Origin of the sequence: Agromyces terreus (genome assembly GCF_009749465.1) — a bacterium.
GTDB classification, from domain to species: Bacteria; Actinomycetota; Actinomycetes; order Actinomycetales; family Microbacteriaceae; genus Agromyces; species Agromyces terreus.
Genome location: NZ_WBIS01000011.1, coordinates 18,807 through 44,885, shown reverse-complemented (window position 1 = coordinate 44,885; position 26,079 = coordinate 18,807). Strand labels below are relative to the sequence as shown.

20 protein-coding genes are annotated in these 26,079 nt (G+C 70.8%); 4 read left to right on the top strand and 16 right to left on the bottom strand.

Annotation, left to right across the window (positions count from 1 at the left end; translation table 11 throughout):
- Window positions 1-12 precede the first annotated feature (12 nt).
- From murD to GQQ92_RS14845, 9 genes are all read right to left on the bottom strand, one after another.
- Window positions 13-1,551: a UDP-N-acetylmuramoyl-L-alanine--D-glutamate ligase gene (gene murD, locus GQQ92_RS14885; RefSeq protein WP_157000100.1), complete on the bottom strand. Its 1,539-nt coding sequence runs from the start codon at window positions 1,549-1,551 to the stop codon at window positions 13-15.
- A complete protein-coding gene (gene mraY, locus GQQ92_RS14880) occupies window positions 1,548-2,645 on the bottom strand; it encodes a phospho-N-acetylmuramoyl-pentapeptide-transferase (protein ID WP_157000087.1) in 1,098 nt (365 codons plus the stop codon). Before mraY ends, murD begins: the two co-directional genes overlap by 4 nt.
- Complete coding sequence (locus tag GQQ92_RS14875; RefSeq protein ID WP_157000086.1) at window positions 2,642-4,054, bottom strand: UDP-N-acetylmuramoyl-tripeptide--D-alanyl-D-alanine ligase; 1,413 nt, start codon at window positions 4,052-4,054, stop codon at window positions 2,642-2,644. Before GQQ92_RS14875 ends, mraY begins: the two co-directional genes overlap by 4 nt.
- Window positions 4,051-5,598: a Mur ligase family protein gene (locus tag GQQ92_RS14870; protein ID WP_157000085.1), complete on the bottom strand. Its 1,548-nt coding sequence runs from the start codon at window positions 5,596-5,598 to the stop codon at window positions 4,051-4,053. The genes GQQ92_RS14875 and GQQ92_RS14870 overlap by 4 nt, the downstream gene beginning before the upstream one ends.
- Window positions 5,599-5,611: 13 nt before the next feature.
- Window positions 5,612-7,417, bottom strand: coding sequence for a peptidoglycan D,D-transpeptidase FtsI family protein (locus tag GQQ92_RS14865; RefSeq protein ID WP_157000084.1), 1,806 nt, complete (start codon window positions 7,415-7,417; stop codon window positions 5,612-5,614).
- Between the two features lie 41 nt (window positions 7,418-7,458).
- Complete coding sequence (locus tag GQQ92_RS14860) at window positions 7,459-8,043, bottom strand: hypothetical protein (RefSeq protein WP_157000083.1); 585 nt, start codon at window positions 8,041-8,043, stop codon at window positions 7,459-7,461.
- Window positions 8,040-8,993, bottom strand: a complete 954-nt coding sequence (rsmH, locus tag GQQ92_RS14855) for a 16S rRNA (cytosine(1402)-N(4))-methyltransferase RsmH (protein ID WP_157000082.1) — start codon at window positions 8,991-8,993, stop codon at window positions 8,040-8,042. The genes GQQ92_RS14860 and rsmH overlap by 4 nt, the downstream gene beginning before the upstream one ends.
- A gap of 102 nt (window positions 8,994-9,095) precedes the next feature.
- Window positions 9,096-9,527, bottom strand: coding sequence for a division/cell wall cluster transcriptional repressor MraZ (mraZ, locus tag GQQ92_RS14850; RefSeq protein WP_157000081.1), 432 nt, complete (start codon window positions 9,525-9,527; stop codon window positions 9,096-9,098).
- 343 nt (window positions 9,528-9,870) lie between these two features.
- Window positions 9,871-10,257: a DUF3040 domain-containing protein gene (locus tag GQQ92_RS14845; RefSeq protein WP_157000080.1), complete on the bottom strand. Its 387-nt coding sequence runs from the start codon at window positions 10,255-10,257 to the stop codon at window positions 9,871-9,873.
- Window positions 10,258-10,331: 74 nt separating this feature from the next.
- Between GQQ92_RS14845 and GQQ92_RS14840 the strand changes: the two genes are divergently transcribed.
- Window positions 10,332-11,444: a polyprenyl synthetase family protein gene (locus GQQ92_RS14840; protein WP_157000079.1), complete on the top strand. Its 1,113-nt coding sequence runs from the start codon at window positions 10,332-10,334 to the stop codon at window positions 11,442-11,444.
- A gap of 57 nt (window positions 11,445-11,501) precedes the next feature.
- On the opposite strand, the gene GQQ92_RS14835 is transcribed toward GQQ92_RS14840, so the two are convergent.
- The gene (locus tag GQQ92_RS14835; protein WP_157000078.1) at window positions 11,502-11,855 is read right to left on the bottom strand and encodes an Rv2175c family DNA-binding protein; all 354 of its coding nucleotides are present in this window, start codon (window positions 11,853-11,855) and stop codon (window positions 11,502-11,504) included.
- 320 nt (window positions 11,856-12,175) lie between these two features.
- Here GQQ92_RS14835 and GQQ92_RS14830 point away from each other — a divergent pair, with 320 nt between their 5' ends.
- Both GQQ92_RS14830 and pknB read left to right on the top strand, forming a co-directional pair.
- Window positions 12,176-13,195, top strand: coding sequence for a LysM peptidoglycan-binding domain-containing protein (locus GQQ92_RS14830; RefSeq protein WP_157000077.1), 1,020 nt, complete (start codon window positions 12,176-12,178; stop codon window positions 13,193-13,195).
- Between the two features lie 152 nt (window positions 13,196-13,347).
- Entirely contained in the window at window positions 13,348-15,282 is a 1,935-nt protein-coding gene (pknB, locus tag GQQ92_RS14825) for a Stk1 family PASTA domain-containing Ser/Thr kinase (protein WP_157000076.1), read from the top strand.
- A 170-nt stretch (window positions 15,283-15,452) separates the two neighbouring features.
- On the opposite strand, the gene GQQ92_RS14820 is transcribed toward pknB, so the two are convergent.
- From GQQ92_RS14820 to GQQ92_RS14810, 3 genes are all read right to left on the bottom strand, one after another.
- Window positions 15,453-16,823 carry a class II 3-deoxy-7-phosphoheptulonate synthase gene (locus tag GQQ92_RS14820; RefSeq protein ID WP_372493398.1) on the bottom strand — a complete coding sequence of 457 codons (1,371 nt, stop codon included), beginning with the start codon at window positions 16,821-16,823 and terminating at the stop codon, window positions 15,453-15,455.
- Between the two features lie 80 nt (window positions 16,824-16,903).
- Window positions 16,904-17,593 (bottom strand): lysophospholipid acyltransferase family protein, encoded by a 690-nt coding sequence (locus GQQ92_RS14815; RefSeq protein ID WP_157000074.1) that lies wholly within the window; start codon window positions 17,591-17,593, stop codon window positions 16,904-16,906.
- Window positions 17,594-17,634: 41 nt separating this feature from the next.
- Complete coding sequence (locus GQQ92_RS14810; RefSeq protein ID WP_157000073.1) at window positions 17,635-18,591, bottom strand: ROK family glucokinase; 957 nt, start codon at window positions 18,589-18,591, stop codon at window positions 17,635-17,637.
- Between the two features lie 156 nt (window positions 18,592-18,747).
- Between GQQ92_RS14810 and GQQ92_RS14805 the strand changes: the two genes are divergently transcribed.
- Window positions 18,748-20,583, top strand: coding sequence for an AMP-dependent synthetase/ligase (locus GQQ92_RS14805; protein WP_157000072.1), 1,836 nt, complete (start codon window positions 18,748-18,750; stop codon window positions 20,581-20,583).
- Window positions 20,584-20,699: 116 nt separating this feature from the next.
- Here GQQ92_RS14805 and def read toward each other — a convergent pair whose 3' ends face one another.
- Genes def through GQQ92_RS14790 form a run of 3 tightly spaced genes read right to left on the bottom strand, consistent with a single transcriptional unit; the run spans window position 20,700 to window position 26,038 of the window.
- The gene (def, locus tag GQQ92_RS14800; RefSeq protein WP_157000071.1) at window positions 20,700-21,191 is read right to left on the bottom strand and encodes a peptide deformylase; all 492 of its coding nucleotides are present in this window, start codon (window positions 21,189-21,191) and stop codon (window positions 20,700-20,702) included.
- 12 nt (window positions 21,192-21,203) lie between these two features.
- The gene (locus tag GQQ92_RS14795; protein ID WP_232057724.1) at window positions 21,204-22,577 is read right to left on the bottom strand and encodes a MinD/ParA family ATP-binding protein; all 1,374 of its coding nucleotides are present in this window, start codon (window positions 22,575-22,577) and stop codon (window positions 21,204-21,206) included.
- 56 nt (window positions 22,578-22,633) lie between these two features.
- On the bottom strand, window positions 22,634-26,038 hold the full coding sequence (locus GQQ92_RS14790; RefSeq protein WP_157000070.1) for a pyruvate carboxylase: 3,405 nt from the start codon (window positions 26,036-26,038) through the stop codon (window positions 22,634-22,636).
- Window positions 26,039-26,079 lie beyond the last annotated feature (41 nt).

Below are 26,079 nucleotides of genomic sequence, written 5' to 3'. Positions count from 1 at the left end.
ACGCCCCTGCGGTCAGGCTCCGGCGTCGGGGGTGTTCGCGGCGGGGTCGCCATCGGCACCACCTCCTGCTCGCTCCCGGACCGCCTGCTGGAAGGACCGCCCGCGATCGGCGTAGTCGGCGAACTGGTCCATCGATGCGGCCGCGGGCGCCAGGAGCACCGTGTCGCCGGCACGGGCGGCCGACTCGGCGAAGGCCACCGCGCGAGACATCACCGTTCCAGTGTCGGCGTCGTCGACCTCGAACACCGGCACGTCGGGCGCGTGTCGGGCGAACGCGGCGAGGAGGGCCGATCGGTCGACGCCGATCACGACCGCCGCACGCAGGCGCGACGCGTGCGCCGCGACGAGGGCGTCGACGTCGACCCCCTTGAGGAGTCCGCCGACCACCCACACGACGCTCGGATACGCGCGCAGCGACGCCTCGGCGGCATGCGGGTTCGTCGCCTTCGAGTCGTCGACCCAGCGGATGCCGCCCGCGAGCTCGACGGTCTCGATGCGGTGGTGATCGAGCCGGAACTCGCCGAGCGCGTCGTGGACGACGCCCACCGGGACGCCGGCGGCGCGCACGAGGGCCGACGCCGCCAGGATGTTCGCGACGATGTGCGGTACCGCGAGACCGTGCGGCTCGAGCTCGTCGACCGTGATGATCTCGAGCGCCGACGAGTGCCGCTCCTCGAGGAACGCGCGGTCGCAGAGGATGCCCTCGACGACGCCGAAGTCGCTGGGCCCCGGCACGTCGAGGCCGAAGCCGATCGCACGGGCGCCGGCCTCGACGTCGGCGTCCTCGACCATGCGGCGCGTCGCCTCGTCGGCGCGGTTGTAGACGCACGCCACGCGCGTGTTCGCGTAGACCTTGCCCTTCGCCGCACGGTACGCCTCGGCGCCGCCGTGCCAGTCGAGATGATCGTCGGCGATGTTGAGGCACACGCTCGCGAGCGGGTGCAGCGCGCCGGGGCCCTCGGTGGGCAGCGCGTGCAGCTGATAGCTCGAGAGCTCGACGACGAGCACGTCGAAGCCGCTCGGGTCGCGCACCGCGTCGAGCACGGGCACGCCGATGTTGCCGCAGGGGGCGGCGCGCAGTCCGTTCGCCGCGAGGAGCGTCGCGGCGAGCTGCGTCGTCGTGGTCTTGCCGTTGGTGCCGGTGACGAGGATCCACTCGGCCGGGGTCACCTTGTCGCGCACGCGCCAGGCGAGCTCGATGTCGCCCCAGACTGCGACCCCGGCGTCGGCGGCCCAGGCGAGCACGGCATGGTCGGGGTGGAATCCGGGCGAGACGACGACGACGTCGGGGGCGAACGCGACCGCCTCGTCGGGAACGGCGTCGAGCGGATGCCGCAGCACGCGCACTCCGATGACGTCGAGGATCCGCGCGCGATCGTCGTCGACCTTCGCCGCGACGAGCAGCACCTCGGCGCCGAGCTCGGAGAGCGTGTCGGCGACGGCGAATCCGGTGACCCCCGCGCCGAGGACGACGGCCCGGAGCCCTTTCCAGTCGGCGTGCCAGCTCGTCAGCGCGTCGAGACGCCCGGTCGAGGCATCCGCACCGCTCATCGCTGGAGCCACTCGAAGTAGAAGGCGCCGACGCCCGCGGCGACGAACATGCCGGCGATGAGCCAGAACCGCACGACGATCGTGACCTCGGCCCAGCCCTTCAACTCGAAGTGGTGGTGGATCGGGCTCATGAGGAAGATGCGTTTGCCGCCGGTGAGCTTGAAGTACGCGCGCTGCACGATCACCGAGCCGGTCTCGATGACGAAGATGCCGCCGATGAGCACGAGCAGGAGCTCCGTCTGGCTCACGATCGCGAGCGCCGCGAGGGCGCCGCCGAGGGCGAGGGAGCCCGTGTCGCCCATGTAGATCTTCGCGGGATTCGTGTTCCACCACAGGAACCCGATGAGGCCGCCGACGATCGCCGAGGCGACGATCGCGATGTCGAGCGGATCCCGCACGTCGTACGCCCGGTAGGCGTCGGCCATGTTGAGGTTCGGGCTGAACTTCGACTGGTTGAACTGCCAGAAGCCGATGATGATGAACGAGCCGATCGCGAGCACCGAGGCACCGCCGGCGAGGCCGTCGAGGCCGTCGGTCACGTTGACGCCGTTCGAGGCCGCGGCGGTGATCAGGCAGATCCAGATGACGTAGATGATCGTGCCGAGGATCGTGCCGAACACCATGAAGTCGAGCGGCAGGTCGCGGATGAACGAGATGCTCGTGCTGGCCGGCGTGACGCCCTCGGCGTTCGGGAAGTTGATCGCGAGCAGGGCGAACGCGGCGGCGACCGCGGTCTGCCCCGCGACCTTCGCCCATCCGCCGAGCCCGAGGCTCTGCTTCTTGCGCGTCTTCAGGAAGTCGTCGAGGAACCCGACGAGGCCGAGGCCGACCATCATGAACAGCACGAGGAGGCCCGTCGCCGTCGGCCGTTCGTTGCTCAGCAGCAGCGTCGCGACGAAGTAGCCGAAGATGGTGCCGAGGATGAAGACGATGCCGCCCATCGTGGGCGTCCCGCGCTTGACGTGGTGGCTCTGCGGCCCGTCGTCGCGGATGAACTGACCCCACCCGAGCCGCACGAAGAGCCGGATGAACAACGGGGTCAGAAACAGCGTGAAGGCGAGCGACAAGGCTCCGGCGCTCAGCAGTGCTCTCACGAGAACCATTCTCCCAGTCGGTCGCCGAGGTGGCGGAGGCCCGCCGCGTTCGACGATTTCACCAGCACGGTGTCTCCGGGCCGGGCGGAGGCGACGACGAGCTCGTACGCCTCGTCGGAGGTCTCGACGAACGCGGACTCGCCGTCCCACGAGCCCTCGTTGATCGCGGTGATGTGCAGGCGTCTGGCGCCCTGCCCCACGACGACGAGCTGCGAGACGCCGAGCCGCACGGCGAGCAGGCCGATGCGGTCGTGCTCCTCGCCCGAGAACTCCCCCAACTCGCTCATCTCGCCGAGGACGGCGATGGTGCGGGTGCCGGGCGCCTTGACCTGCGCGAGCGTCTTCAACGCCGCGCTCATCGAGTCGGGGCTCGCGTTGTACGCGTCGTTGATGACCGTGATGCCGTCACGACCGCCCATGACCTGCATGCGCCAGCGCTCGGCGAGGGTCACCGACTCGAGCGCGGCGACGACGTCGGACAGCCCGACGCCCAGTTCGACGGATGCCGCGACGGTCGCGAGCGCGTTCATCACGTGGTGCTCGCCGAGCACGCCGAAGCGGACCGACGCGGATTCCCCGCCGGGGACGTGCACCGTGAACTCGGTGCCGCGGGCGTGCACGACGACATCGGTCGCGCGCACGTCGGCGTTCGCGCCGAGCCCGAACGTGAGCACCCTGGCCTTCGTGAGCGCGGCCATCGGCGCGACCCGCGGATCGTCGACGTTCAGCACCGCGACGTCGCTCGGGAGGAGGTCGGTGACCATCTCGGACTTGGCGCGCACGGTCTGTTCGATGCCGCCGAACTCGCCGGCGTGGGCGAGCCCCACCTTCAGCACGATGCCGATGTCGGGCCGTGCCATGCGCACCAGGCGGGCGATCTCGCCGACGCCGGAGGCGCCCATCTCGGCGACCAGGTACTTCGTGTCGGCCTCGAGCGCGAGCATCGTGATCGGGCCGCCGACCTCGTTGTTGTACGAGGCGCGTGCGGCGACCGTGGGGCCGACGCGCTCGAGCACGGCGCGCAGGAGGTTCTTCGTCGTCGTCTTGCCGTTGGAGCCCGTGACGCCGACGATCTTGAGGTCGCCCGCCGCCCGCACGCGCGCGACGACCGAGGTCGCCAGCGCGCCGAGCGCGATCACGGAGTCGTCGACCACGATCTGCGGCACGTCGAGGTCGAGTTCGTGCTCGACGACGAGCAGCGCCGCGCCCTGCTGCGCGGCAGCGGGTGCGAAGCGGTGGCCGTCGTCGAACTCGCCGCGCTTGGCGAAGAACACGTCGCCCGGGGCGATCTCGCGCGAGTCGGTGGTGACGGTGCCGTCGACCGTCGTGTCGGGCGAGGCATCCGCGCCGCGCAGCACGAGCGCGCCGCCGACGGCGTCGGCGATCTCACGGAGGGTCAGGGCGATCATGCGGGCCACCCCGCCTCGCGGAGCGCGCTTCTCGCGTCGTCTCTGGCTGAATACGGGATCTTGACGCCTTTCACTTCGTGGTAGTCCTCGTGGCCCGGGCCGGCGTAGAGGATCGCGTCGCCGTCGCCCGCGAGGGCGAGCGCGGCACGGAACGCGGCGCGCGGGTCGGCGATCTCGTGGATCTCGCGGTCGGGCACCGCGGCGCGCGCGCCGTCGATGAGGGCCGTGCGGATGGCCGCCGGGTCCTCCCAGCGGGGATGGAAGTCGGTGATGACGACGACGTCGGCGCCGCGCGCGGCGATGGCGCCCATGTCGGCGCGCTTCGTGGTGTCGCGGTCGCCGTCGGCGCCGAACACCATGATGAGCCGGCCCGTCGTCGTGCGCCGGATGGCGTCGAGGGTCTGCAGGAACGCGTCGGGGCTGTGCCCGTAGTCGATGTAGACGATCGGCCCGCGTTCGCCCGAGATGCGCTCGGCACGGCCGGGGATGTACGCGTCGATGCCGCCGTCGCGCTCGAGGGCTGCGGCGATGCCCTCGAGGGCGTACCCGGCGTCGACGAGCATGACGATCGCGAGCGCGGCGTTGGCGGCCATGTACCAGCCGAGCAGCGGCACCCGGGTCTCGAGCCGGCGCCCGCCCGGGCCCTCGAGCAGGAACGCCGTGTGCGCGGGCTGCTCGTCGAGCACCGTGATGCGCCAGTCGGCCTCGATCTCGGGCCGCGTCGTCAGGGTCGTGACCGGGACGCCGGCCTCCGCGGCGAGTCGGGCGCCCCACTCGGAGTCGACCGTGACGACCGCGCGCCGCGACCGCTCGGGCTCGAACAGGTCGCGCTTGGCCTCGTAGTAGACCTGCATCGACGGATAGTCGTCGAGGTGGTCGTGCGTGAGGTTCGTGAATCCGGCGACGTCGAACACGAGGCCGTCGACCCGGTGCCGCGACAGCGCCTGCGCCGAGACCTCGATGCCGACGGCGCGCACGTCGACCTCGCGCATGCGCGCGAGGAGGGCGTGCAGCTCGCTCGCCTCGGGAGTCGTCAGCGAGCTCGTGACGGCCTCGTCGCCGATGCGCCGCTCGGCCGTGGAGGTGAGTCCGGCGGTCACGCCGAGCTGGCGGAGGATGCCGTAGAGCAGGTACACGACGCTGGTCTTGCCGTTGGTGCCCGTCACCGCGAACATCGTCGCCGGGTTCTCGGCCGTCCGGTGGATCCACGCGGCGACCTGCCCGAGCGTGGCACGGGCATCGTCGGCGACGAGCACCGGCAGGCCGGCGCCGGCGGCGATCTCGGCGCCCGCGGCATCCGTCAGCACCGCGACGGCCCCTGCGTCGCGAGCGGCGGCGGTGTACTGCGCGCCGTGGGCGTTGCGCCCCGGCACGCCGACGTAGAGGTCGCCGGGCCGGACCGTGTTCGAGGAGAGCACGACGCCCGTGGCCTCGAGATCGGCGAGTTCGCCCCGCACCTCGAGCCCGAACTGCTCGGCCAGACTGCGAAGCGACCGGGGCGCGGGATGCTGCGGCCGGAGGGCCGTGGGAGGCGATCCGGTCACGAACCCAACTTTCTCACCAGTTTGCTGGCAGGTCAGGCGCCGGAGCGCCGGATGGAATGGTCCGATTCTTCTTCAGCACCTGGCTCATGACCTGTTGGAACACGGGAGCGGATGCGGCGGACGAATTCATCTTAACGGCATCCATGTAGCTGACCGAAACGACGAACTCGGGATCGTCGGCGGGCGCGAAGCCCGAGACCGACACGAGGTACCCGGTGAGGTACCCGCCGTTGCCGTCGGCCACCTGGGCGGTGCCGGTCTTCGCCGCGACGCGGTAGCCCGGGATGTTCCACTGGTCGGCCAGCCAGCCCTTGGTGTAGACGTTCTCGAGCATCTGCCCGGTCTCGCTCGCGGCCTTCTCGCTGATGACCCGCGTGCCCTCGGACTTCGTCTTCGTGACCTCGCCGTCGGCGTCGGTGCAGCTCTCGACGAGCTGCACCGGCATGCGCACGCCGCCGTTCGCGATGGTCTGGTAGGCGCTGGCCACCTGCACGGCCGTGGTCGTGAGGCCCTGGCCGAACATGGTCGCGTACTTCGTCTGGTCGTCCCATTCGGCCGGGTCGCCGTGCAGGTCTCCGGATGCCTCGGCCGGGAATCCGACCTCGCTCTCGCGCCCGAAGCCGAACTTCTGCATGTACTCGTATCGCTGCTGGTCGCTCAGCATCTCGCCGAACATGGACATGCCGGTGTTCGACGAGTCGATCATCACGCCCGTGAGCGTGTACGGGGTGTCGTCGTGGTAGAAGCTGTCGTTGACGTTCGCGTCGCCCGGCTCGTAGCGGTAGCCGGCGGTGATGCGGCTCAGTGCGTTCGCCTTGCCGGCGTCGACGACGGATGCCGCGGTGACGGCCTTGAACGTCGAGCCGGGCTCGAACGGCGCGGTGAAGGTGCGCGAACCGCGGTCCTCGGCGTCGGTCTCGGCCGGTGCGTTCGGATCGACGGTCGGAACATCGGCCACGGCGAGCAGCTTGCCGGTCTTCGCCTCCATGACGGTGACGGTGGCCCACTGCGCGCCGACCGCGAGCCGCTGCTCCTCGGCGATGCGCTGCACCTCCCACTGGAGGTCGGCGTCGATCGTGAGCTGCACGGTGCCGCCGTTCCTCGCCTGCTTGTGCACGACCTCGGTGCCGGGGATCTCGACCCAGTCCTCGAGGCTCGGGATGAAGGTCACCTCCCCGTCCTGCCCGGCGAGGCACTCGTCCTCGCCGAGTTCGAGTCCGGCGACGGCCTCGCCGTCGGGGTCCACGAAGCCGAGCAGGTTTCCGGCGACGGCCCCGTTCGGGTAGCTGCGGCTCGGGTGCGTGTACTGCACCACCCACGGGATGTCGAGCGCGCGCACCTTCTCGTAGGTGTCGACGTCGACGAGCTTCGCGACGTAGGCGAAGTCGGAGTCGGGGTCTTCGGCCAGCGCCGCGGTGATGATGCCGAGCACCTGGTCGCCGGTGAGGCCGACGGCCTCGCCGAGTTCGGCCGCGGTCTGCTCGAGCGGCACCTCGACCCGTTTCGTCGTGGTCGGGTCCGCGGGGTCGGGCTCCTCGCGCGCGACGGGCCCCTTCTTCGCGTTCTTCGGCGAGAGGGCGACGTCGTAGCGCATCACGCTGTCGGCGAGCACCGTGCCGTTGCGGTCGAGGATGTCGCCCCTCGCGCCGTAGACCGGGATCGGCGCGGTCGAGCGCACCTCTTCGGCCTGCGCGTTGAGCGCCGAGGCACGCACGATCTGGATGTCGACGAGCCGCACCACGAAGACGCCGACGAGCACCACCAGGATGACGCCGGCGGCGAGGATCCTCCGCATCGGGTGGGTGCTGATGCGATTCATCTGCGGCCTTTCGGGTGGTGCGGGTGGATCGGTGCGACGGGTCAGTGCGTGGTCGGCGTCGGCAGCGAGCCCCCCACCGGCGGGGTGGTCGCGACCTCCGCGGCCGGCGCGCCGACCGAGGCGCCCGAACCGCCCGCGGGTGCAGTCTCGCCCCCTGCGGCCGCGTCCGTCACGAGCGGCACGCCGTCGATCAGCGAATTCGGAACCAGGGCCGCGGATGCCGCGGAGTCGCCCGACGCGCTCACCGGGAGCCCGAGCACGGCCCCGTCGCTGAGACGCAGGAACACGGGATTCGTGTTCGGGACCATGCCGAGCGCCTCGGCGTTCTTCGCCAGATACTGCGGCGACTCCACGCGATCGAGGTCTTCGGCGAGCTTCTGCTGCTCTCGCGAGAGCTTCGCCTGGCTCGTCTCGTAGGCGTCGATCTCGTAGGCGCCCTGCGTCACCGCGATGGACAGCAAGAGCTGCGCGAGCGCGATGAAGACGACGCCGCTGATCGCGATGACGGCGTAGGCGAGCCGGGGCTTCGCCCGGGCGGCCCCGTCGGGAACGGGTCGCAGGACGTCGGGGACGCGGATGCGCCGCCTGGACGGATTCGGGGCGCCGTGCGCGGGGAGTGCGGTCATGAGTCCCTCCTCACCCGTTCGGCCGCGCGGAGGCGCACGGGCTTCGCCCGCGGGTTCTCGGCCTGCTCGGCCTCGCTCGCCAGTTCGGCGCCTCGCACGAGCAGCTTGAACCGCGGGGCGTGCTCGGGCAGCTCCATCGGGAGGCCGGCGGGCGCCGAGGACGTCGTGGCCGACTGGAGCACGCGCTTGACGATGCGGTCCTCGAGCGACTGGTAGGCCAGGACGACGATGCGACCGCCGAGGTTCAGCGTCTCGAGCGCCGCGGGCATCGCCCGCTGCAGCACGGAGAGCTCTTCATTGACCTCGATGCGCAGTGCCTGGAACACCCGCTTGGCGGGGTGCCCCTGGCGCTGCACGGCGACCGGGGTCGCCGCGGTGATGATCGAGACCAGCTCGGCGGAACGGGTGATCGGGCCCTCGTCGCGTGCCTGCACGATGGCCTTCGCATAGCGGCCCGAGAGTTTCTCCTCGCCGAAGTCCTGGAAGATGTGACGCAGCTCCACCTCGCTGTACGTCGCGATGATGTCGGCCGCGGTGCGGCCGGCCGTGCCGTCCATGCGCATGTCGAGCGGCGCGTCCTTCGAGTACGCGAAACCCCGTTCGGCGCGATCGAGCTGCAGCGACGAGACGCCGAGGTCGAAGAGCACGGCGTCGACCTCGGCGAACCCCTCGGCGGCGACGGCCTCGGCGATGCCGTCGTACACGGTGTGCACGAAGCGCGCACGGTCGCCGAACCGGGCGAGCCGTTCGCGGGCGATCGACAGGGCATCGGTGTCGCGGTCGAGGCCGATGACGGTGAGCGACGGGAACCGCTCGAGCATGGCGGCCGTGTGGCCGCCCATTCCGAGCGTCGCGTCGACGGCCACCGCGCCGTCGCGGCCGAGCGCGGGTTCGAGCAGCGCGAGCGTTCGCTCGAGCATGACCGGGGTGTGGATGCGTTCGATGTCCATGATGTCTCCGGGTCGTGTCCGACGGATTCCGATCCCCATCCGTTCGTCCTGTTGCGGGGAAGTGCAGCAGGCGCGTACGGCTGGGCGTCGCAATCCGTCGGGCTAGAAGAGCCCGGGAATCACCTCCTCCGCCGTGTCTGCGAAGGCCGCCTCCTGCTCGGCGAGGTATGTCTGCCAGGCCGTGGCATCCCAGATCTCGACCCGGCTGCCGGCACCGATGACCGTGAGGTCGCGATCGAGCCCCGCATAGCTGCGGAGCGTGGCAGGGACCGTGATGCGGTGCTGCTTGTCGGGGGTCTCCGCGGACGCCCCCGAGAGGAAGACGCGCATGTAGTCGCGCGCCTGCTTGCTCGTCACCGGGGCTTGGCGGATCTTCTCGTTCATCTGCTCGAACTCCCGGGCGCTGAACACGTAGATGCAGCGTTCCTGACCGCGCGTGAGCACGAGTCCGGTGGAGAGCTCCTCCCGGAATTTGGCCGGAAGAATGACGCGGCCCTTCTCGTCGAGCTTCGGCTCGTAGGTCCCGAGGAACACCGCACCACCCCCTTTCCTCCGACCAGGATCCAGGTAGCCCCACTTTACTCCACTCTCATCCACCGAGCAACGCCATACGCCTCCCACGTGAGGAATTCTCCGTACGGATGCCCGGAAACACGGGGATCCCACGGGTGGAGGAAGGTGGAGCGGATCGTCGCCGCACGGAGTGTCGGGGGCCGATGGACGCGCAGGAGCGAGGACTCCGAGGCGCGCGGCATCCCTCGAACCTGCCGACGGGGCCCCGGCGGATCGGCTCAGCGTCGTGCGAGCCGTCCCCGGAAACGACGAAACGGGCCGATCCGAAGATCGACCCGTTCAGGCGTGGAGGATGGTGGAGGGCTCAGTCGCCGCGTTCCTGGCGGCGGTCCCAACGGTCGTTGAGCTTGTCCATGAAGCCGGCCGACTGTTGACCCTTGGGCTTGGCCGCCGGGCCGCCCTCGGACGGCGCCGGAGTTGCGGCGCCGCGCTTCGACGGCGTGATCGCGACCAGCACCCCCGCGAACATCAGTGCGAAGCCGATGACGCCGATGATGAGCGCCTGCAGCGCGACCCCCGCGATGAGCGCGCCCGCGCCCGCGACGGCGAGCAGCACGCCGAGCACGATCGCCCGGTAGTTCGGGCGACGCCCGCGTACCCCTCCGACCGCATGGACGAAATCCGCATCGTTGCGGTAGAGGTTCCGCTCCATCTCCTCGAGAAGACGTTGCTCCTGCTCTGAAAGCGGCATCTCTTTCCCCTCAGGCTCGGGACCGACGCATCCGGGGACATTCTAGCGCTGCCCGGCCTCGCTAGGCTAGGCGGGTGGCTCACGGTTCTCGACTTGTCGATCTGGTTCAAACGCGCATCGACTCGTTCCTCGACGAGCGCAGCTCCATTCTCCGCTCGATCGGCACCGACCTGGAGCCGCTCGACGAGTTCTCAAGGCGGTTTCTCAGCGGCGGCAAGCGATTCCGCGCTCTGTTCTGCTACTGGGGCTGGGAGGCCGCGAGCGGCACCGGGTTCGATCCGTTCGCCGACGGCGACGCGCGCGACCTCGCCCCGATCGTCTCGGCCGCGGCTGCACTCGAGCTCTTCCACGCGGCCGCGCTCATCCACGACGACATCATCGACCGCTCCGACACCCGTCGAGGCGCCCCGTCGGCCCACCGCCTCTTCGAGCGCACGCACGCCGAGGCCGGATGGCTGCGTCGCAGCGACGAGTTCGGCACCTCGGCGGCGATCCTCCTCGGCGACCTCGTGCTGGGCTGGAGCGACGAGCTGCTCGACGAGGGCCTCGCCCTCCTGACCGATCGGGCCGCGGCGCGCGCGGCCAGGGCCGAGTTCAACCGGATGCGCACCGAGGTCACCGCCGGGCAGTACCTCGACATCCTCGCCGAGCAGTCGTGGCACCGCCGCGGCGACGACGAGCAGCGCGAGATCGCCGAGCGGGTGATCACGTTCAAGGCCGCGAAGTACTCCGTCGAGGCCCCGCTCGCGCTCGGCGGGCTGATCGCCGGCGGCTCGGCGCCCCAGCTCAGCGCGCTGCGCGGGTTCGGCCTGCCGCTCGGCATCGCCTACCAGTTGCGCGACGACCTCCTCGGCGTCTTCGGCGACGCCGACGTCACCGGAAAGCCGAGCGGCGACGACCTCCGCGAGGGCAAGCGCACGATGCTCATCGCCGTCGCCCGTGAACGGCTGGCCTCAGGGGCGAGGGCCCTGCTCGACGAACTGCTCGGCGACCCCGCCCTCGACGAGGCGCAGATCCGGATGCTGCAGCGCACGATCCTCGACTGCGGCGCAGTCGACGAGATCGAAGGGCTCATCGAGCGCGAGGTCGCGAACGCGCGTGCCGCACTCGTCGACGCACCCCTCAGCGACGTGGCGAAGGCCGAGCTCGGTTCGCTCGCCACGACGGTCAGCCGGCGCACGAGCTGATCGTCGCGGCATCCGACCGGATGTCGCCACGCCGGGCGCGATCGCGTGCGGCCTCGCTCAGGCGAGCGCCTGCGCGACCCGCCGGACCTCGGCCTTGCGGCCCGCGCGGAGTGCGGCGATGGGCGTCGTGCCGAGGCTGTCGTCCTCGTTCAGGAGCCACTCGAGCGCCTCGCTGTCGCTGAACCCGCCGTCGCCGAGCACGATCACGGTGCCGTGCAGCTCCGTGAGCGGGGCGCCGTCGCGGATGAAGACCGCGGGAACCTTGAGCACGCCGTCGACTCTGGCCGCGAGCAGGTGGCGGTCGTCGATGAGCCGCCGCACCCTGCTCGGCGTCGAATCGAACAGCTCGACGAGGTCGGGGACGGTCAGCCATTCGGCGGCGTTGGCATCTGGCGCGGTCGCATCGGTCACCGTCCAAGCCTAGCCAGCGGGGCGCCCCCGCCGGAACCTCCGCCGGGACGATCCGCGCAGCACCCGGATCACGCGTCGCCGGCGGCTCCCGGGACACGCGCCGAGGACGTTGACACTCCCCATCGGCTGTGAAACCGTGTGGCCAACGCCGATGGGGGTCGGCCGATGGGGGAAGTATGGCGAACCGGGCCGATGCACGCCGGTACTCCGACGCGCGCGAACCCGAATCGCGCGAACCCGGGTCGGCGCCGTCGGCGTCGAAGCCGTCGGCCCCCGAGGCGCAGATCAGGCCCCGGCGCCGGCCACGCGGCATCCGCCGGATGCTGACGCTGCCGGTCGCCGTCGTCGGCGCGCTCGCGGTCGCCATCGGCATCGTCCAGCCCGCCGAGGCGACGCCGCAGCCCTCGAAACGTCTCGCGAAGGCCAAGGCGAACTCGACGGCCGTCAAGCAGCGGGCCGCGGTCGCGGCGCTCGCCGCCCCCGCCGAGATCACCGTGGTCGAGGGCGACACCGTCAGCGGCATCGCCGAACGGTACGGGCTCGCGACGGCGGAGGTCCTCGCCGCGAACGGGCTCGGCTGGTCGAGCCTCATCTTCCCCGGCCAACGTCTGGCGCTGCCCGGCGGATCCGCGCCCGCCGCGGAGGAGCCGGCCCCGGCCCCCGACCTCGCACGGCACACGGTCGTGGCCGGCGACACGATCATCGGCATCGCCGAGCGATACGGGCTCGACGTCGCGCAGGTGCTGAGCGCCAACGGGCTCGGCCGATCGAGCCTGATCTTCCCGGGCGAGTCCATCGTGCTGCCGCCGGCCGGCGGCGAGGCGATCGCGCCGTCGCCGTCGCCGTCGCCCGGGCCCGTCGCCGCGGCGCCGGTCCTCGATGCGACGCCCGCCGTGCCGGAAGGCCCCGCGCCCGAACCCGACCGGCCCGCGACGCTCACGGACGAGATGCGGGGCAACGCCCAGCTCATCATCGACATCGGTCGGCAGGCCGGGGTCTCCGACGCCGGGATCCTCGCGGCGCTCGTCGCGGCCGCGCAGGAGTCGGGCCTGCGCAACGTCGACTCCGGGGACCGCGACTCGCTGGGGCTGTTCCAACAGCGACCGAGCCAGGGCTGGGGCACGCCCGAGGAGGTCCTCGATCCGGTCCGCGCGACGCGCGCGTTCTTCGGCGGTCCCGACGGCCCGAACGTCGGCCGCGCGCCCGGCCTGCTCGACCTCGACGGGTGGACCGAGATGCCCGCGGATGCCGCGGCCCAGGCCGTGCAGAAGTCGGCGCATCCCGACCACTACGCCAAGTGGGTCGCCGCGGCCTCGGTCTGGCTCGCGGAGCTCGGCTGAGCGGAGGCGCGACCCGGGTTCGCGCCTCCCGCATCGTGCGACGCCCGGCATCCCGATCCCGACGGAACGGGAAGGATCACGAAGCCGTTTCGATCGCGCCGCCATCGGTGTGTAGTCGGCCCGAGGCATGCGCGAGTTCGTACACTCGTCTGGTGACCACCGCGCCCGTCGACCCGATGATCGGCCGTCTCATCGACGGCCGGTACCAGGTGCGCTCGCGCATCGCGCGCGGGGGCATGGCGACCGTCTACCTCGCGACCGATCTCCGGCTCGAGCGACGCGTCGCGATCAAGGTCATGCACGGCCACCTCGCCGACGACAACACCTTCAAGAGCCGCTTCGTGCAAGAGGCGAGGTCGGCCGCCCGACTTGCCCACCCGAACGTCGTGAACGTCTTCGACCAGGGCCAAGACGCCGACATGGCCTACATGGTGATGGAGTACCTGCCGGGCATCACCCTGCGCGACCTCCTGAAGGACTACAAGAAGCTCACGCCCGAGCAGACCGCCGACATCATGGACGCGGTGCTCGCAGGGCTCGCCGCGGCGCACAAGGCGGGCATCGTCCACCGCGACCTGAAGCCCGAGAACGTGCTGCTCGCCGACGACGGCCGCATCAAGCTCGGCGACTTCGGGCTCGCCCGCGCGGCCAGCGCGAACACCGCCACCGGGCAGGCCCTGCTCGGCACCATCGCGTACCTCTCCCCCGAGCTCGTGACCCGCGGCGTCGCCGACGCGCGCAGCGACATCTACGCCGTCGGCATCATGATGTACGAGATGCTCACCGGCGAGCAGCCGTACGTCGGCGAGGCGCCGATGCAGATCGCGTACCAGCACGCGAACGACCAAGTTCCGATGCCGAGCTCGAAGAACGCGGCCGTGCCCGCCGAACTCGACGAGCTCGTGCTCTGGGCGACGACGCGCGACCCCGAAGCGCGCCCGCGCGACGCGCGCGAGCTGCTCGACCGCCTCCGCGAGGTCGAGCCGGCCATCCGCCACGGCGTCGATCCGACCGCCACGATGGTGCTCTCGAGCGTGCCGCCGCGCACGACGACGCAGACGGCGGCGACCACGGTCCTCACCGGTGCCGCCGTCGCGGCGGGAGCGACGGCACCGCCCGCGAGCCCGCCCCTGTCCGATGCGGACGGCGGCGGGCCCGACGCCACGGCGCTGACGCAGACCGCCGCACGGCGCCGTCGCCGCGGCTATTGGATCCTCGCCCTCGTGCTGCTGCTGACCGGCCTGGCCGCAGGTACCGGCTGGTACTTCGGCAGCGGCCCCGGGTCGTACGCCACGGTTCCCGAGACCCGCGGGCAGACGCCCGACGCGGCCCGTGCCCTCCTGGTCGACGCCGGGCTCGAAATCGCCGATGCGGAGCGCAGCGACCCCGAGATCGCGGCCGGTTCAGTGTCCGGCACCGACCCCGCCGACGGCGAGCAGGTCAATCGCGGATCGAAGGTGACCCTCTACGTCTCGACCGGGCCGGCGATCCTCCCCGTCCCGCAGGTGATCGGCGCTGCCGAGGCCGACGCCCGCACCCAACTGGCCGACTTCTCGGTCGCGAAGGACGCCGTCGAGCAGTTCTCCGGAGACGTCGAAGCCGGTTCGGTCATCGCCGTGCTCGACGCCGACGGCGCCCCCGTCGGAGAGACGTATGCCGAGCGCGGCAAGCTGACGCTGGTCGTCTCCGTCGGGCGGGTGCCGCCCGTCGAGGGGCGTCCCGCCGGCGAGGCCGAGAAACTCCTGACCGATGCCGGGCTCACGGTGAAGTACAACGACCCGGTGTTCGACAACGACGTCCCGGCCGACCACGTGAAGACGGCCGACTGGACCGAAGACCCCATGGTGCCGGGTTCCACGGTCGTGCTCACCGTCTCGAAGGGCCCCGACCTCGTCGCCGTGCCCGACGTCGTCGGCAAGAACTGGAGCGAGGCGGGCACCGAACTGCGCGACGCCGGATTCACCGTCGAGTACAACCTGCTGGCGGATGTCGCGCCGAACGCGTTCGTGGTCTCGAAGACCGATCCCGCCGCCGGCGAGAGCGTCGCACGGGGCTCGAAGGTCACCGTCAACTTCGCGGGATTCTGACGCACGCTCCCGCGGCACGAGGGCGGTTCGGCGAGCGACATGTTCCCGCGCCCGGAGTCCGCATCACCACGCGGCATCCGGATCTCACGTCCAAGGCAGCATCCGGAGGTCGCGAGGCCGCGACATCCGCCCGTCTCGAACGAGGATCGGATGCCGCGGCATCGCCGTGATCAGCGCGCCGAGAGCTCCTCGGCGACGAGGAACGCGAGCTCGAGCGACTGCATGTGGTTGAGGCGGGGATCGCAGAGCGACTCGTAGCGCGTCGCGAGGGTCGCCTCGTCGATGTGCTCGGAACCGCCCAGGCATTCGGTGACGTCGTCGCCCGTGAGCTCGACGTGAATGCCGCCCGGGAAGGTTCCCGCGGCCCGGTGCGCCTCGAAGAAGCCCTTGACCTCGTCGACCACGTCGTCGAACCGACGCGTCTTGTAGCCGTTGGGCGTGGTGATGCCGTTGCCGTGCATCGGGTCGGTGACCCACAGCGGGCTGGCGTCGCTCGCCTTGACGGCCTCGAGCAGCGGCGGCAGGCCGTCGCGGATCTTCGACGCGCCCATGCGCGTGATGAACGTGAGGCGGCCGGGCTCGCGGTTCGGGTCGAGCTTGTCGATGAGTTCGAGCATCGTCTCGGGAGACGTCGTCGGACCGAGCTTCACGCCGATCGGGTTGCGCACCCGCGACAGGAAGTCGACGTGCGCGCCGTCGAGGTCGCGCGTGCGCTCGCCGATCCAGATGAAGTGCGCCGAAGTGTCGTACGGGCTGCCGGTTCGAGAGTCGATGCGCGTCATCGGCCGCTCGTAGTCCATGAGCAGGCCCTCGTGGCCGGTGAAGAACTCGGTGTGCCGCAGCGCCTCGAAATCGGCACCGCAGGCGTCCATGAACTTCACGGCACGGTCGATGTCGCGCGCCATGACCTCGTAGCGCGCGTTCGCGGGGTTCGCGGCGAAGCCCTGGTTCCAGGAGTGCACCTGCCGGAGGTCGGCGAAGCCGCCCTGCGTGAACGCGCGGATGAGGTTCAGCGTCGACGCGGCCATGTGGTAGCCGCGCACGAGCCGTGCCGGGTCGGCGTTGCGCGACTCGGGCGTGAAGTCGTAGCCGTTGACGATGTCGCCGCGGTACGCGGGCAGCGTGACGTCGCCGCGGGTCTCGGTGTCGCTCGATCGCGGCTTCGCGAACTGGCCGGCCATGCGGCCCATCTTCACCACGGGCATCGAGGCGCCGTAGGTCAGCACGACGGCCATCTGCAGCACGGTCTTCACGCGGTTGCGGATCTGGTCGGCGGTCGCGCCCGCGAAGGTCTCGGCGCAGTCGCCGCCCTGCAGCAGGAACGCCTCTCCCCTGGACGCGGCCGCGAGGCGATCACGGAGGTTGTCGACCTCGCCGGCGAAGACCAGCGGCGGCAGCGTGGCGAGCTCGGCGGATGCCGCGGCCGCGGCCACGGCGTCGGGCCAGACCGGCTGCTGCTTGATCGGCAGCGTGCGCCAATAGTCGAGGCCGTCGATCACGGAGGGATCTGCATTGACGACGGGCTCGACGAGCTGTACCACGGGTATGTCCTGAGGGGTTCGGGGCGCGATGCGCCGGGAGATGACGATCGGCGGCGCGAACGCGCCGCCGCCCATCGAGCCTACCGCGATTGCGGAGCGCGCTGCTCCCGGACCGAACTCGCGTAGACGTCGACGTACTCCTGCCCGCTCAACGTGCGGAGCGAGTGCACGAGCTCGTCGGTCACGGAGCGCAACACGAACCGATCACCCTCGAGCCCGTCGAATCGGGTGAAGTCGATCGGCTCGCCGATGATGATGCCGATGCGCCGCACCTTCGGCAGGCGCGTGCCGATGGGCATGACCGTCTCGGTGCCGATCATCGCGACCGGGATCACGGGGACGCCGGCCTCGAGCACCATGCGCGCGACGCCGGTGCGCCCACGGTAGAGCCGCGCGTCGGGGCTGCGGGTGCCCTCGGGGTAGATGCCGAGAATCCCGCCGCCGCCGAGCACCCGGAGCCCGGTCTCGAGCGAGGCCTCGGAGGCCTTGCCTCCTGAGCGGTCGATGGGCAGCTGGCCCGCCGCCTGGAAGAACACCTTGGTCGCCCAGCCTTTGAGCCCCTTGCCCGTGAAGTACTCGCTCTTGGCGAGGAACACGACCTGACGGTCGACGACGAGCGGCAGGAAGATCGAGTCGATGAACGACAGGTGGTTGCTGGCGAGCACGACCGGGCCGTCTTTCGGGACGTTCTCGAGTCCGACGATCCAGGGGCGGAAGATCGCGAGCAGGATCGGCCCCACCACGATGTGCTTCATGATCCAGTAGAACATCGATCCTCCCTCCGCCGTTTGAACCCTACCGCTGCGGCGGCTCAGGCGTGCTCGGCCACCCAGACGCGCGCGAGGTCGGCGGCTCCGACCACGCCGGCGTCGTTCACGAGCTCGGCGATCACGAAATCGGGCTCGGGATGGTAGCCGCGCGCCGGAAGGTGCTCGAGGTACGCCTCGCGGATCGGTCCGAGCAGCAGTTCGCCGGATGCGGCGACCCCGCCGCCGAAGACGAAGCGCTGCGGGTCGAGCACGGCCGAGAGCGATGCCGCGGCCTCGCCGAGCCAGTGGCCGAGCTGCCGCAGGGCGGCGATCGCGCCCGGGTCCTCGGACTCGATCATGGCCCCGACGATCCTGCCGTCGAGAGCGCCGTTCGCGTCACGGGCGCGGGCCAGCTGGAGCCCGATGCCGCCGGCGTCGGCGATCTCGTTCGACAGCCGCAGCAGCGCCCGTCCGGAACCGTACATCTCGAGGCATCCGCGCTGTCCGCAGCCGCACGGGAGTCCGCCGGGGACCACGCGCAGGTGGCCGAGCTCGGCGCCGGCGCCGAAGCCGCCGCGGAACAGGCGGTCGCCGGTGACGATCGCGCCGCCGACGCCCGTGCCGATGGTGAGCATGACCATGTCGCTCACGAGTCGACCGGCCCCGAAGCGGAACTCGGCCCAGCCCGCGGCGTTCGCGTCGTTGTCGACGACGACCGTGCCGCCGACGCGAGCCTCGAGCTTCGCGCGGAACGGCTCGTTGCGCCAGTCGATGTTGGGCGCGTAGTACACGGTCGACTGGGCCGCGTCGATGAAGCCAGCGGCCGCGACGCCGACGGCGACCTCGCGTGCGTCGATGTCTGCGGAGAGGTTCTGGATCATCTCGACGACGGCGTCCTCGAGGAGGGTGGCATCGCCCGCGGGCGTGGGCACGCGCTCGTGCCTGACGATCGCTCCCGCCTCATCGACGACCGCTCCCGCGATCTTGGTTCCGCCGATGTCGATGCCGATCGCGTGCACGGTGGATCGCCTTTCCGTGGATGGAGGTCTCGAACCGCCCCGAGGGCCGCCCGCGGGCGGAGCCGCGGCGGGGCAACCACTAGAGTGTAGTAGACCGGTCGCCCCCCTACGCCGACCGTCGACCCTGTATGACTTACCGGTGCCGAAGGAGCTACCGTGATCCAATTCGATACCCCTGCCGTCGTCCCCGCCGACCCCGAAGCGAACGCCACCGACCTCCTGGTCGAGCGCGTCGCGGCGACACCGGACTCCGTGCTCTTCTCCCTTCCGACCGCCGACGGCGGCTGGTCGCCCGTGACGACCAAGGAGTTCCACGACCAGGTGATCGCGCTCGCCAAGGGCTTCGTCGCCGCGGGCATCCAGCCGGGCGACAAGGTCGGCCTGATGAGCAAGGTCCGCTACGAGTGGACCCTCATCGACTTCGCGATGTGGTTCGCCGGCGGCATCCTCGTCCCGGTGTACGAGACCAACTCGCCCGCGCAGGTGCAGTGGAGCCTCAGCGACTCCGGCGCCGTCGCCGTCATCCTCGAGACGCCCGATCACTTCAGCCGATTCGACGAGGTGCACCCCGACATCCCCGCCATCGGCAAGGTCTGGCAGATCGACCTCGGCGACCTCGACAAGCTCGCCGCGTCGGGCACGGGCGTCACCGACGAGGAGATCGAGCGCCGCCGCAACCTCGCCGTGGGCTCCGACATCGCCACCCTGATCTACACCTCCGGTTCGACGGGCAAGCCCAAGGGCTGCGTGCTCACCCACTCGAACTTCGTCGAGCTCTCCCGCAACGCCGCAGTGGCGCTGAAAGACGTCGTGCTCGACCCGAACGGCGCGTCGACCCTGCTGTTCATCACCACCGCGCACGTGTTCGCCCGCTTCATCGCGGTGCTGAGCGTGCACGCCGGCGTCCGGGTCGGCCACCAGGCCGACACGAAGCAGCTCCTGCCCTCCCTCGCGAGCTTCAAGCCGACGTTCCTCCTCGCGGTGCCGCGGGTGTTCGAGAAGGTCTACAACGTGTCCGAGCAGAAGGCCGAGGCCGGCGGCAAGGGCAAGATCTTCCGCGCGGCCGCCGAGACGGCCGTCGCCTATTCCACGGCGAAGGAGGCCGGCAAGCCCGTCTCGCTGGGCATGAAGCTCAAGTTCAAGCTCTTCGACGCCCTCGTGTACTCCAAGCTGCGCACGGCAATGGGCGGCAACGTGAAGTACGCCGTCTCGGGTTCGGCTCCCCTCGGCCCGCGCCTCGGGCACTTCTACCACTCCCTCGGCATCACGATCCTCGAGGGCTACGGCCTCACCGAGACCACGGCCCCCGCGACGGTCAACCTCACCACGCGTTCGAAGATCGGCAGCGTCGGGCCGGCCCTGCCGGGCGTCTCGGTGCGCATCGCCGACGACGGCGAGATCCAGGTCAAGGGCGTCGACGTCTTCAAGGAGTACTGGAACAACCCCGAGGCCACGGCCGAGGCTTTCGACGGCGAGTGGTTCAAGACCGGCGACCTCGGCTCGTTCGACGACGAGGGCTTCCTCACGATCACGGGCCGCAAGAAGGAGATCATCGTCACCGCCGGCGGCAAGAACGTGGCACCCGCGGCGCTCGAAGACCCCATTCGCGCGAACCCGCTGATCGGGCAGGTCGTCGCGGTCGGCGACAAGAAGCCGTTCATCTCCGCGCTCATCACGCTCGATCCCGAGATGCTGCCCGTCTGGCTCAACAACAACGGCGAAGACGCGGGCATGAGCGTCGACGAGGCCGCCGCGAACCCCGCGGTGCTCGCCGAGGTGCAGCGGGCCATCGACACGGCGAACGAGAACGTCTCGCGGGCCGAGTCGATCCGCAAGTTCACGATCCTCGCCACCGACCTCACCGAGGCGAGCGGTCACCTCACGCCGAAGCTCAGCATCAAGCGCAACGTGATCCTCGAGGATTTCGCCCCGGAGATCGAGGCGATGTACTCCGGCGCCCCTGCGACCGAGGGGCACTCGATCATCCGCTGATGCGCTGATCTCCGCACGACAGCGGGCCCGCACCGATCGATCGGTGCGGGCCCGCTGTTGCGTTCACGACGAACGCCGACCGGGCCGGTCGGCGCCCCGGGCGCGATGGCCGAGGCTCAGAACCAGTCCGATTCCCGCACCGCGCGCATCGCCGACCGGCGTTCGTCCTTCTCGAGTCGATCGAGGTAGAGCATGCCGTCGAGGTGGTCGGTCTCGTGCTGGAGCGCCTGGGCCATGAGCCCGGTGCCCGAGAGCTCGATCTCGTTGCCGTCGAGATCGATGCCGCGAACCCTCGCGAAGGGGTACCGCGGCGTCTTCTGCCAGAGACCCGGGACCGACAGGCATCCCTCGTCGAGCAGTTCGAGATCGCCGGATGTCTCGACCATCACCGGATTCAGGATGTAGCCGACCTCGCCGTCGACGTTGTAGCTGAACGCGCGGAGATTGACCCCGATCTGCGACGCCGCGACGCCCGCGCGGCCCGGGATCCGCACGGTGTCGAGGAGGTCTGCGACGAGCGCGCGAACACCGTCATCGATCTGTTCGACGGGGGGTGAGACGGTCTTCAGGACTGGGTCGCCGAACAGGCGAATGGGACGTTCCGGCAATGCCGCTCTCTCTCAATGGCCGCCACGGTCGACCGGCAGCCCCTCCACGACGAGCGCGGCGAGCTCGCGTGCGGCGTGGCGCGTGATGGGACGCAGTTCGTCCCAGTGCACCACGGAACCGGCGGCCAGTTGGGGGTCGTAGGGGATGCGCACGATCTCGCGCACCCTGGACTGGAAGTGCGCCTCGATCTCGTCGACCTTGACGAGGTGGGTGCCCTGGGTGGCGAGGTTGATCGCGACCACGGCGTTGCGCACCAGTTCGCCGTAGCCGTTGGCCTCGAGCCAGGTGAGGGTCTCGGACGCGAGCCGCGCCTCGTCGACGCTGCCGCCCGAGACGATCACGATCGAATCGGCCCGCTGCAGCGTCGCGCGCATCACCGAGTGGACGATGCCCGTTCCGCAGTCGGTGAGCACGAGCGAGTAGTACCGTGCCGCGAGGCCCGCGACCACGTTGTAGTCATCGTCGTTGAACGCCTCGGAGAGGCTCGGGTCGGTGTCGGACGCGAGGATGTCGAGCCGCGTCTCGTCACGCGAGACGAAGGCGGAGAAATCGGTGTAGCCGCCGATGGACGGCGCCTTCGTCACGACGTCGCGAACGGTCTCGCGGGTCTGACGGTCGACGCGTTCGGCGAGCGTGCCCCGGTCGGGGTTGGCGTCGATCGCGATGATGCGGTCGTCTCTGGCATCGGCCATCGCCATGCCGAGCAGCGTCGTGATCGTCGTCTTGCCGACCCCGCCCTTGCGGGTCAGCACCGGCACGAATCGCGCACCGCCGTCGAATCGTCGTTGGATGCGGGCGCTGAGCTCTTTGTAGGCCCTGGCCTTGGCAGAGTCGCCGAGGTTCACCAGATGCAGCGACGCCTCGTAGATGAACCGGTTGAAGCCGCCGTGCGGTGCCGGACGGGTGGTGCGGTTCAGGTCGATGAGGCGATCGGCCGTCAGCGACTCGGAGGTCTCGGGCACCTCGGCCGGCGCCGCGCCCTCGGACGGCACGTCGACGATCGCCACGTGACTGCCCGTGTCGGTGCTCACGCGCTCGCGGCGCGTCTTGGAGGCGTCGGCCGCGAGCAGCGCGCCGTAGGGCGAGGCATCCGCATGCGCTCCCCCGCGATAGGCGCCCGCCAGCGCGGGGGTCATCACGTCGACCGAGGTCGTCGTGGGACCGGCGACGAGCCCGCCGGGGTCGACGGCGACGTCGTCGATGGCGACGGCGACCTCGTCGTCGGGCATGACCGGTCGCGGCGCCGGCGGCAGGTCGACCTGGATGTTCAGGCTGTCGGGAAGAGCCCCCGCGCTGTGCGAGCCTCGCGCGCCGTCGGCCCCCGCCGCCGTGACGCGCCCCGTGCGCCGGGTTCCCGTGCGGTCCACTCCGGAATCGTCAGCCACCGAATCCCCTCCTCAGTGCGAACACGAGCACGCGTCACCGCGAGCCCACGCCCAGCCTACAGCGGACGGACCACCACGAGGAGGTCGCCCGCCTCGACCTGCTGGGTCTTGGGGATCGCGACACGCTCGACGACCCCCGCCACGGGCGAGGTGATCGCGGCCTCCATCTTCATGGCCTCGATGCTCGCGACGCTCTGCCCGACGGCGATCTCGGCACCGGCCTCGACCTGGAGGGTCACCACGCCCGAGAACGGCGCGGCCACGTGGCCGGGCTGCGAGGCGTCGGCCTTCTCGGCCGCGCGGGAGTCGACCTCGATGCCGCGGTCGCGCACGAAGACGGGGCGCAGCTGGCCGTTGAGGATGGTCATGACGGTGCGCATGCCCTTGTCGTCGGCCTCGCCGATCGCCTCGAGCCCGGCGTAGAGCCGAACGCCGCGGTCGATCTCGACGACGTGCTCGGAGCCCTGCCGAAGGCCGTAGAGGTAGTCGAGGGTGTCGACGGCGGAGAGGTCGCCGAACAGCTCCCTGATCTGCTCGAACTGGCGGGTAGGAGCCGGGAACAGCAGGTGGTTCAACATCGCGCGACGCTCGTCGGCCTCGCCCTCGAGCGCGGCGCGCTGTTCGGGCGTGAGCTCGGTCACGCCGATGCGCACGTCGCGTCCGGCGAGGACCTTCGAACGGAACGGCTCGGGCCAGCCGCCGGGCAGATCGCCGAGTTCGCCGGCCATGAAGCCGACGACGGAATCGGGCACGTCGTACTTCTCCGGGTTCGCCTCGAAATCGGCGGGATCGGCCTTGACGGCCGCGAGGTGCAGCGCCAGGTCGCCGACCACCTTCGAGGACGGGGTGACCTTCGGCACCCGCCCCAGGATCGAGTTCGCCGCCGCGTACATGTCTTCGATGAGCTCGAAGTCGTCGGCGAGGCCCAGGGCGATCGCCTGCTGGCGCAGGTTCGACAGCTGCCCACCGGGGATCTCGTGGTGGTAGACGCGACCGGTCGGCCCGGGAAGGCCGGACTCGAACGGCCGGTAGATGCGCCGCACGGCCTCCCAGTACGGTTCGAGGTCGGCGACCGCCTGCAGCGAGATGCCGGTGTCGCGCTCCGTGTGCGCGAGCGCGGCAACGAGCGAGGAGGCCGACGGCTGGCTCGTCGTGCCGGCCATGGGCGCGCTCGCGACGTCGACGGCGTCGACGCCGGCGCGGCTCGCCGCGAGCAGCGTGGCCAGCTGGCCGCCCGCCGTGTCGTGGGTGTGCAGGTGCACGGGCACGTCGAAGCGCTCGCGGAGCGCCGCGACGAGCTTCTCGGCGGCGGCGGGACGCAGCAGCCCCGCCATGTCCTTGATCGCCAGGATGTGGGCCCCCGCCGCGATGATCTCGTCGGCGAGCTCGAGGTAGTAGTCGAGCGTGTAGAGGTCTTCCGCAGGGTCGAGCAGGTCGCCGGTGTAGCAGAGGGCGACCTCTGCCACGGCCGTGCCGGTCGCGAGCACCGCGTCGATCGCCGGACGCATCTGGTTGACGTCGTTCAGGGCGTCGAAGATGCGGAAGATGTCGACGCCGGTGGCGGCCGCCTCACGGACGAACGCATCGGTGACCTCGGTCGGGTACGGCGTGTATCCGACCGTGTTGCGGCCTCGGAGCAGCATCTGGATCGCCACGTTCGGCAGCGCGGCGCGGAGGGAGGCGAGGCGCTCCCACGGGTCCTCGCCGAGGAAGCGGAGGGCGACGTCGTAGGTCGCACCTCCCCACGCCTCGACCGACAGGAGCTGCGGCGTCAGCCGTGCGACGTAGGGGGCCACGGCCACGAGGTCCTTGGTGCGCACGCGGGTCGCGAGCAGCGACTGGTGGGCGTCGCGGAAGGTGGTGTCGGTGACCGCGAGCGGGGTCTGGGCGCGCAGCTCGGCGGCGAACGCCACGGGGCCGACCTCGAGGAGGCGCTGACGCGATCCCGCCGGGGCCTCTGCCGCGAGATCGACCACTGGGAGCTTCTCGGTCGGGCTCACGGTCGTGGGCGCAGCGCCGTTGGGCTGGTTCACGGTGACGTCGGCGAGCCAGTTCAGGATCTTGGTGCCGCGGTCCTTCGACACGCGCCCGCGCACGAGCTGCGGCCGCTCGTCGATGAACGAGGTGCTGAGGTCGCCGGCCACGAACGCGGGGTCGTCGAGCACGGCCTGGAGGAAGGGGATGTTCGTCGAGACGCCGCGGATGCGGAACTCGGCGAGGGCGCGCTTGGAGCGGGCCACGGCCGACGGGTAGTCGCGGGCACGGCAGGTGAGCTTCGCGAGCATCGAGTCGAAGTGCGGGCTGATCTGCGCGCCGGGGTTGATCGTTCCGCCGTCGAGGCGGATGCCGGCGCCGCCGGGCGAACGGTAGGTCGTGATCTTGCCGGTGTCGGGGCGGAACCCGGCGGTGGGGTCTTCGGTCGTGATGCGAGTCTGGAGCGCGGCGCCCCTGAGGCGGATGCTGCCCTGCTCGAGCCCCAGCTCGGCGAGGGTCTCCCCCGCGGCGATGCGCATCTGCGAGACGACGAGGTCGACGTCGGTGACCTCTTCGGTGACGGTGTGCTCGACCTGGATGCGCGGGTTCATCTCGATGAAGACGTGCTCGCCCGCCCGCTCGCCGGCGGTGTCGAGCAGGAACTCGACCGTGCCGGCGTTGACGTACCCGATCGACTTCGCGAACGCGATCGCGTCTCGGTACAGCGCGCGCCTGACGTCGTCGGAGAGGTTCGGCGCGGGGGCGATCTCGATGACCTTCTGGTGCCGGCGCTGCACCGAGCAGTCGCGTTCGAAGAGGTGCACCGTCTCGCCGGAGGCGTCGGCCAGCACCTGGACCTCGATGTGGCGGGGGCGGAGCACCGCCTGCTCGAGGAACATGGTGGGATCGCCGAAGGCGCTGTCGGCCTCGCGCATCGCCTCCTCGAGCGAGGCGCGCAGGTCGTCCTTGGTGTTGACGCGCCGCATGCCGCGCCCGCCGCCGCCCGCGACCGCCTTCGCGAAGATCGGGAAGCCGATCTCGTCGGCCTGGGCCACGAGCGCCTCGACGTCGCGCGACGGCGGCGTGGACTTCAGCACGGGGACGCCCGCCGCGATGGCGTGCTCCTTCGCGGTGACCTTGTTGCCGGCCATCTCGAGCACGCGCGTGGGCGGGCCGATGAAGGTGATGCCCGCGTCGGCCGCGGCCTGGGCGAGCTCGGGGTTCTCGGACAGGAAGCCGTAGCCGGGGTAGATCGCGTCGGCCCCGGACTCCTTCGCGACCCGGATGATCTCGGACACGTCGAGGTACGCGCGCACCGGATGCCCCGGCTCGCCGATCTGGTAGGCCTCGTCCGCCTTGAGCCGATGCAGGGAGTTGCGATCCTCGAAGGGATACACCGCCACGGTCTTGGCACCGAGTTCGACGGCCGCCCGGAACGCCCTGATGGCGATTTCGCCGCGGTTTGCTACCAGAATCTTCGAGAACATGCAGGCCTTTCGGGGAGAGGGTTTCCGCACAGCGAACGTTT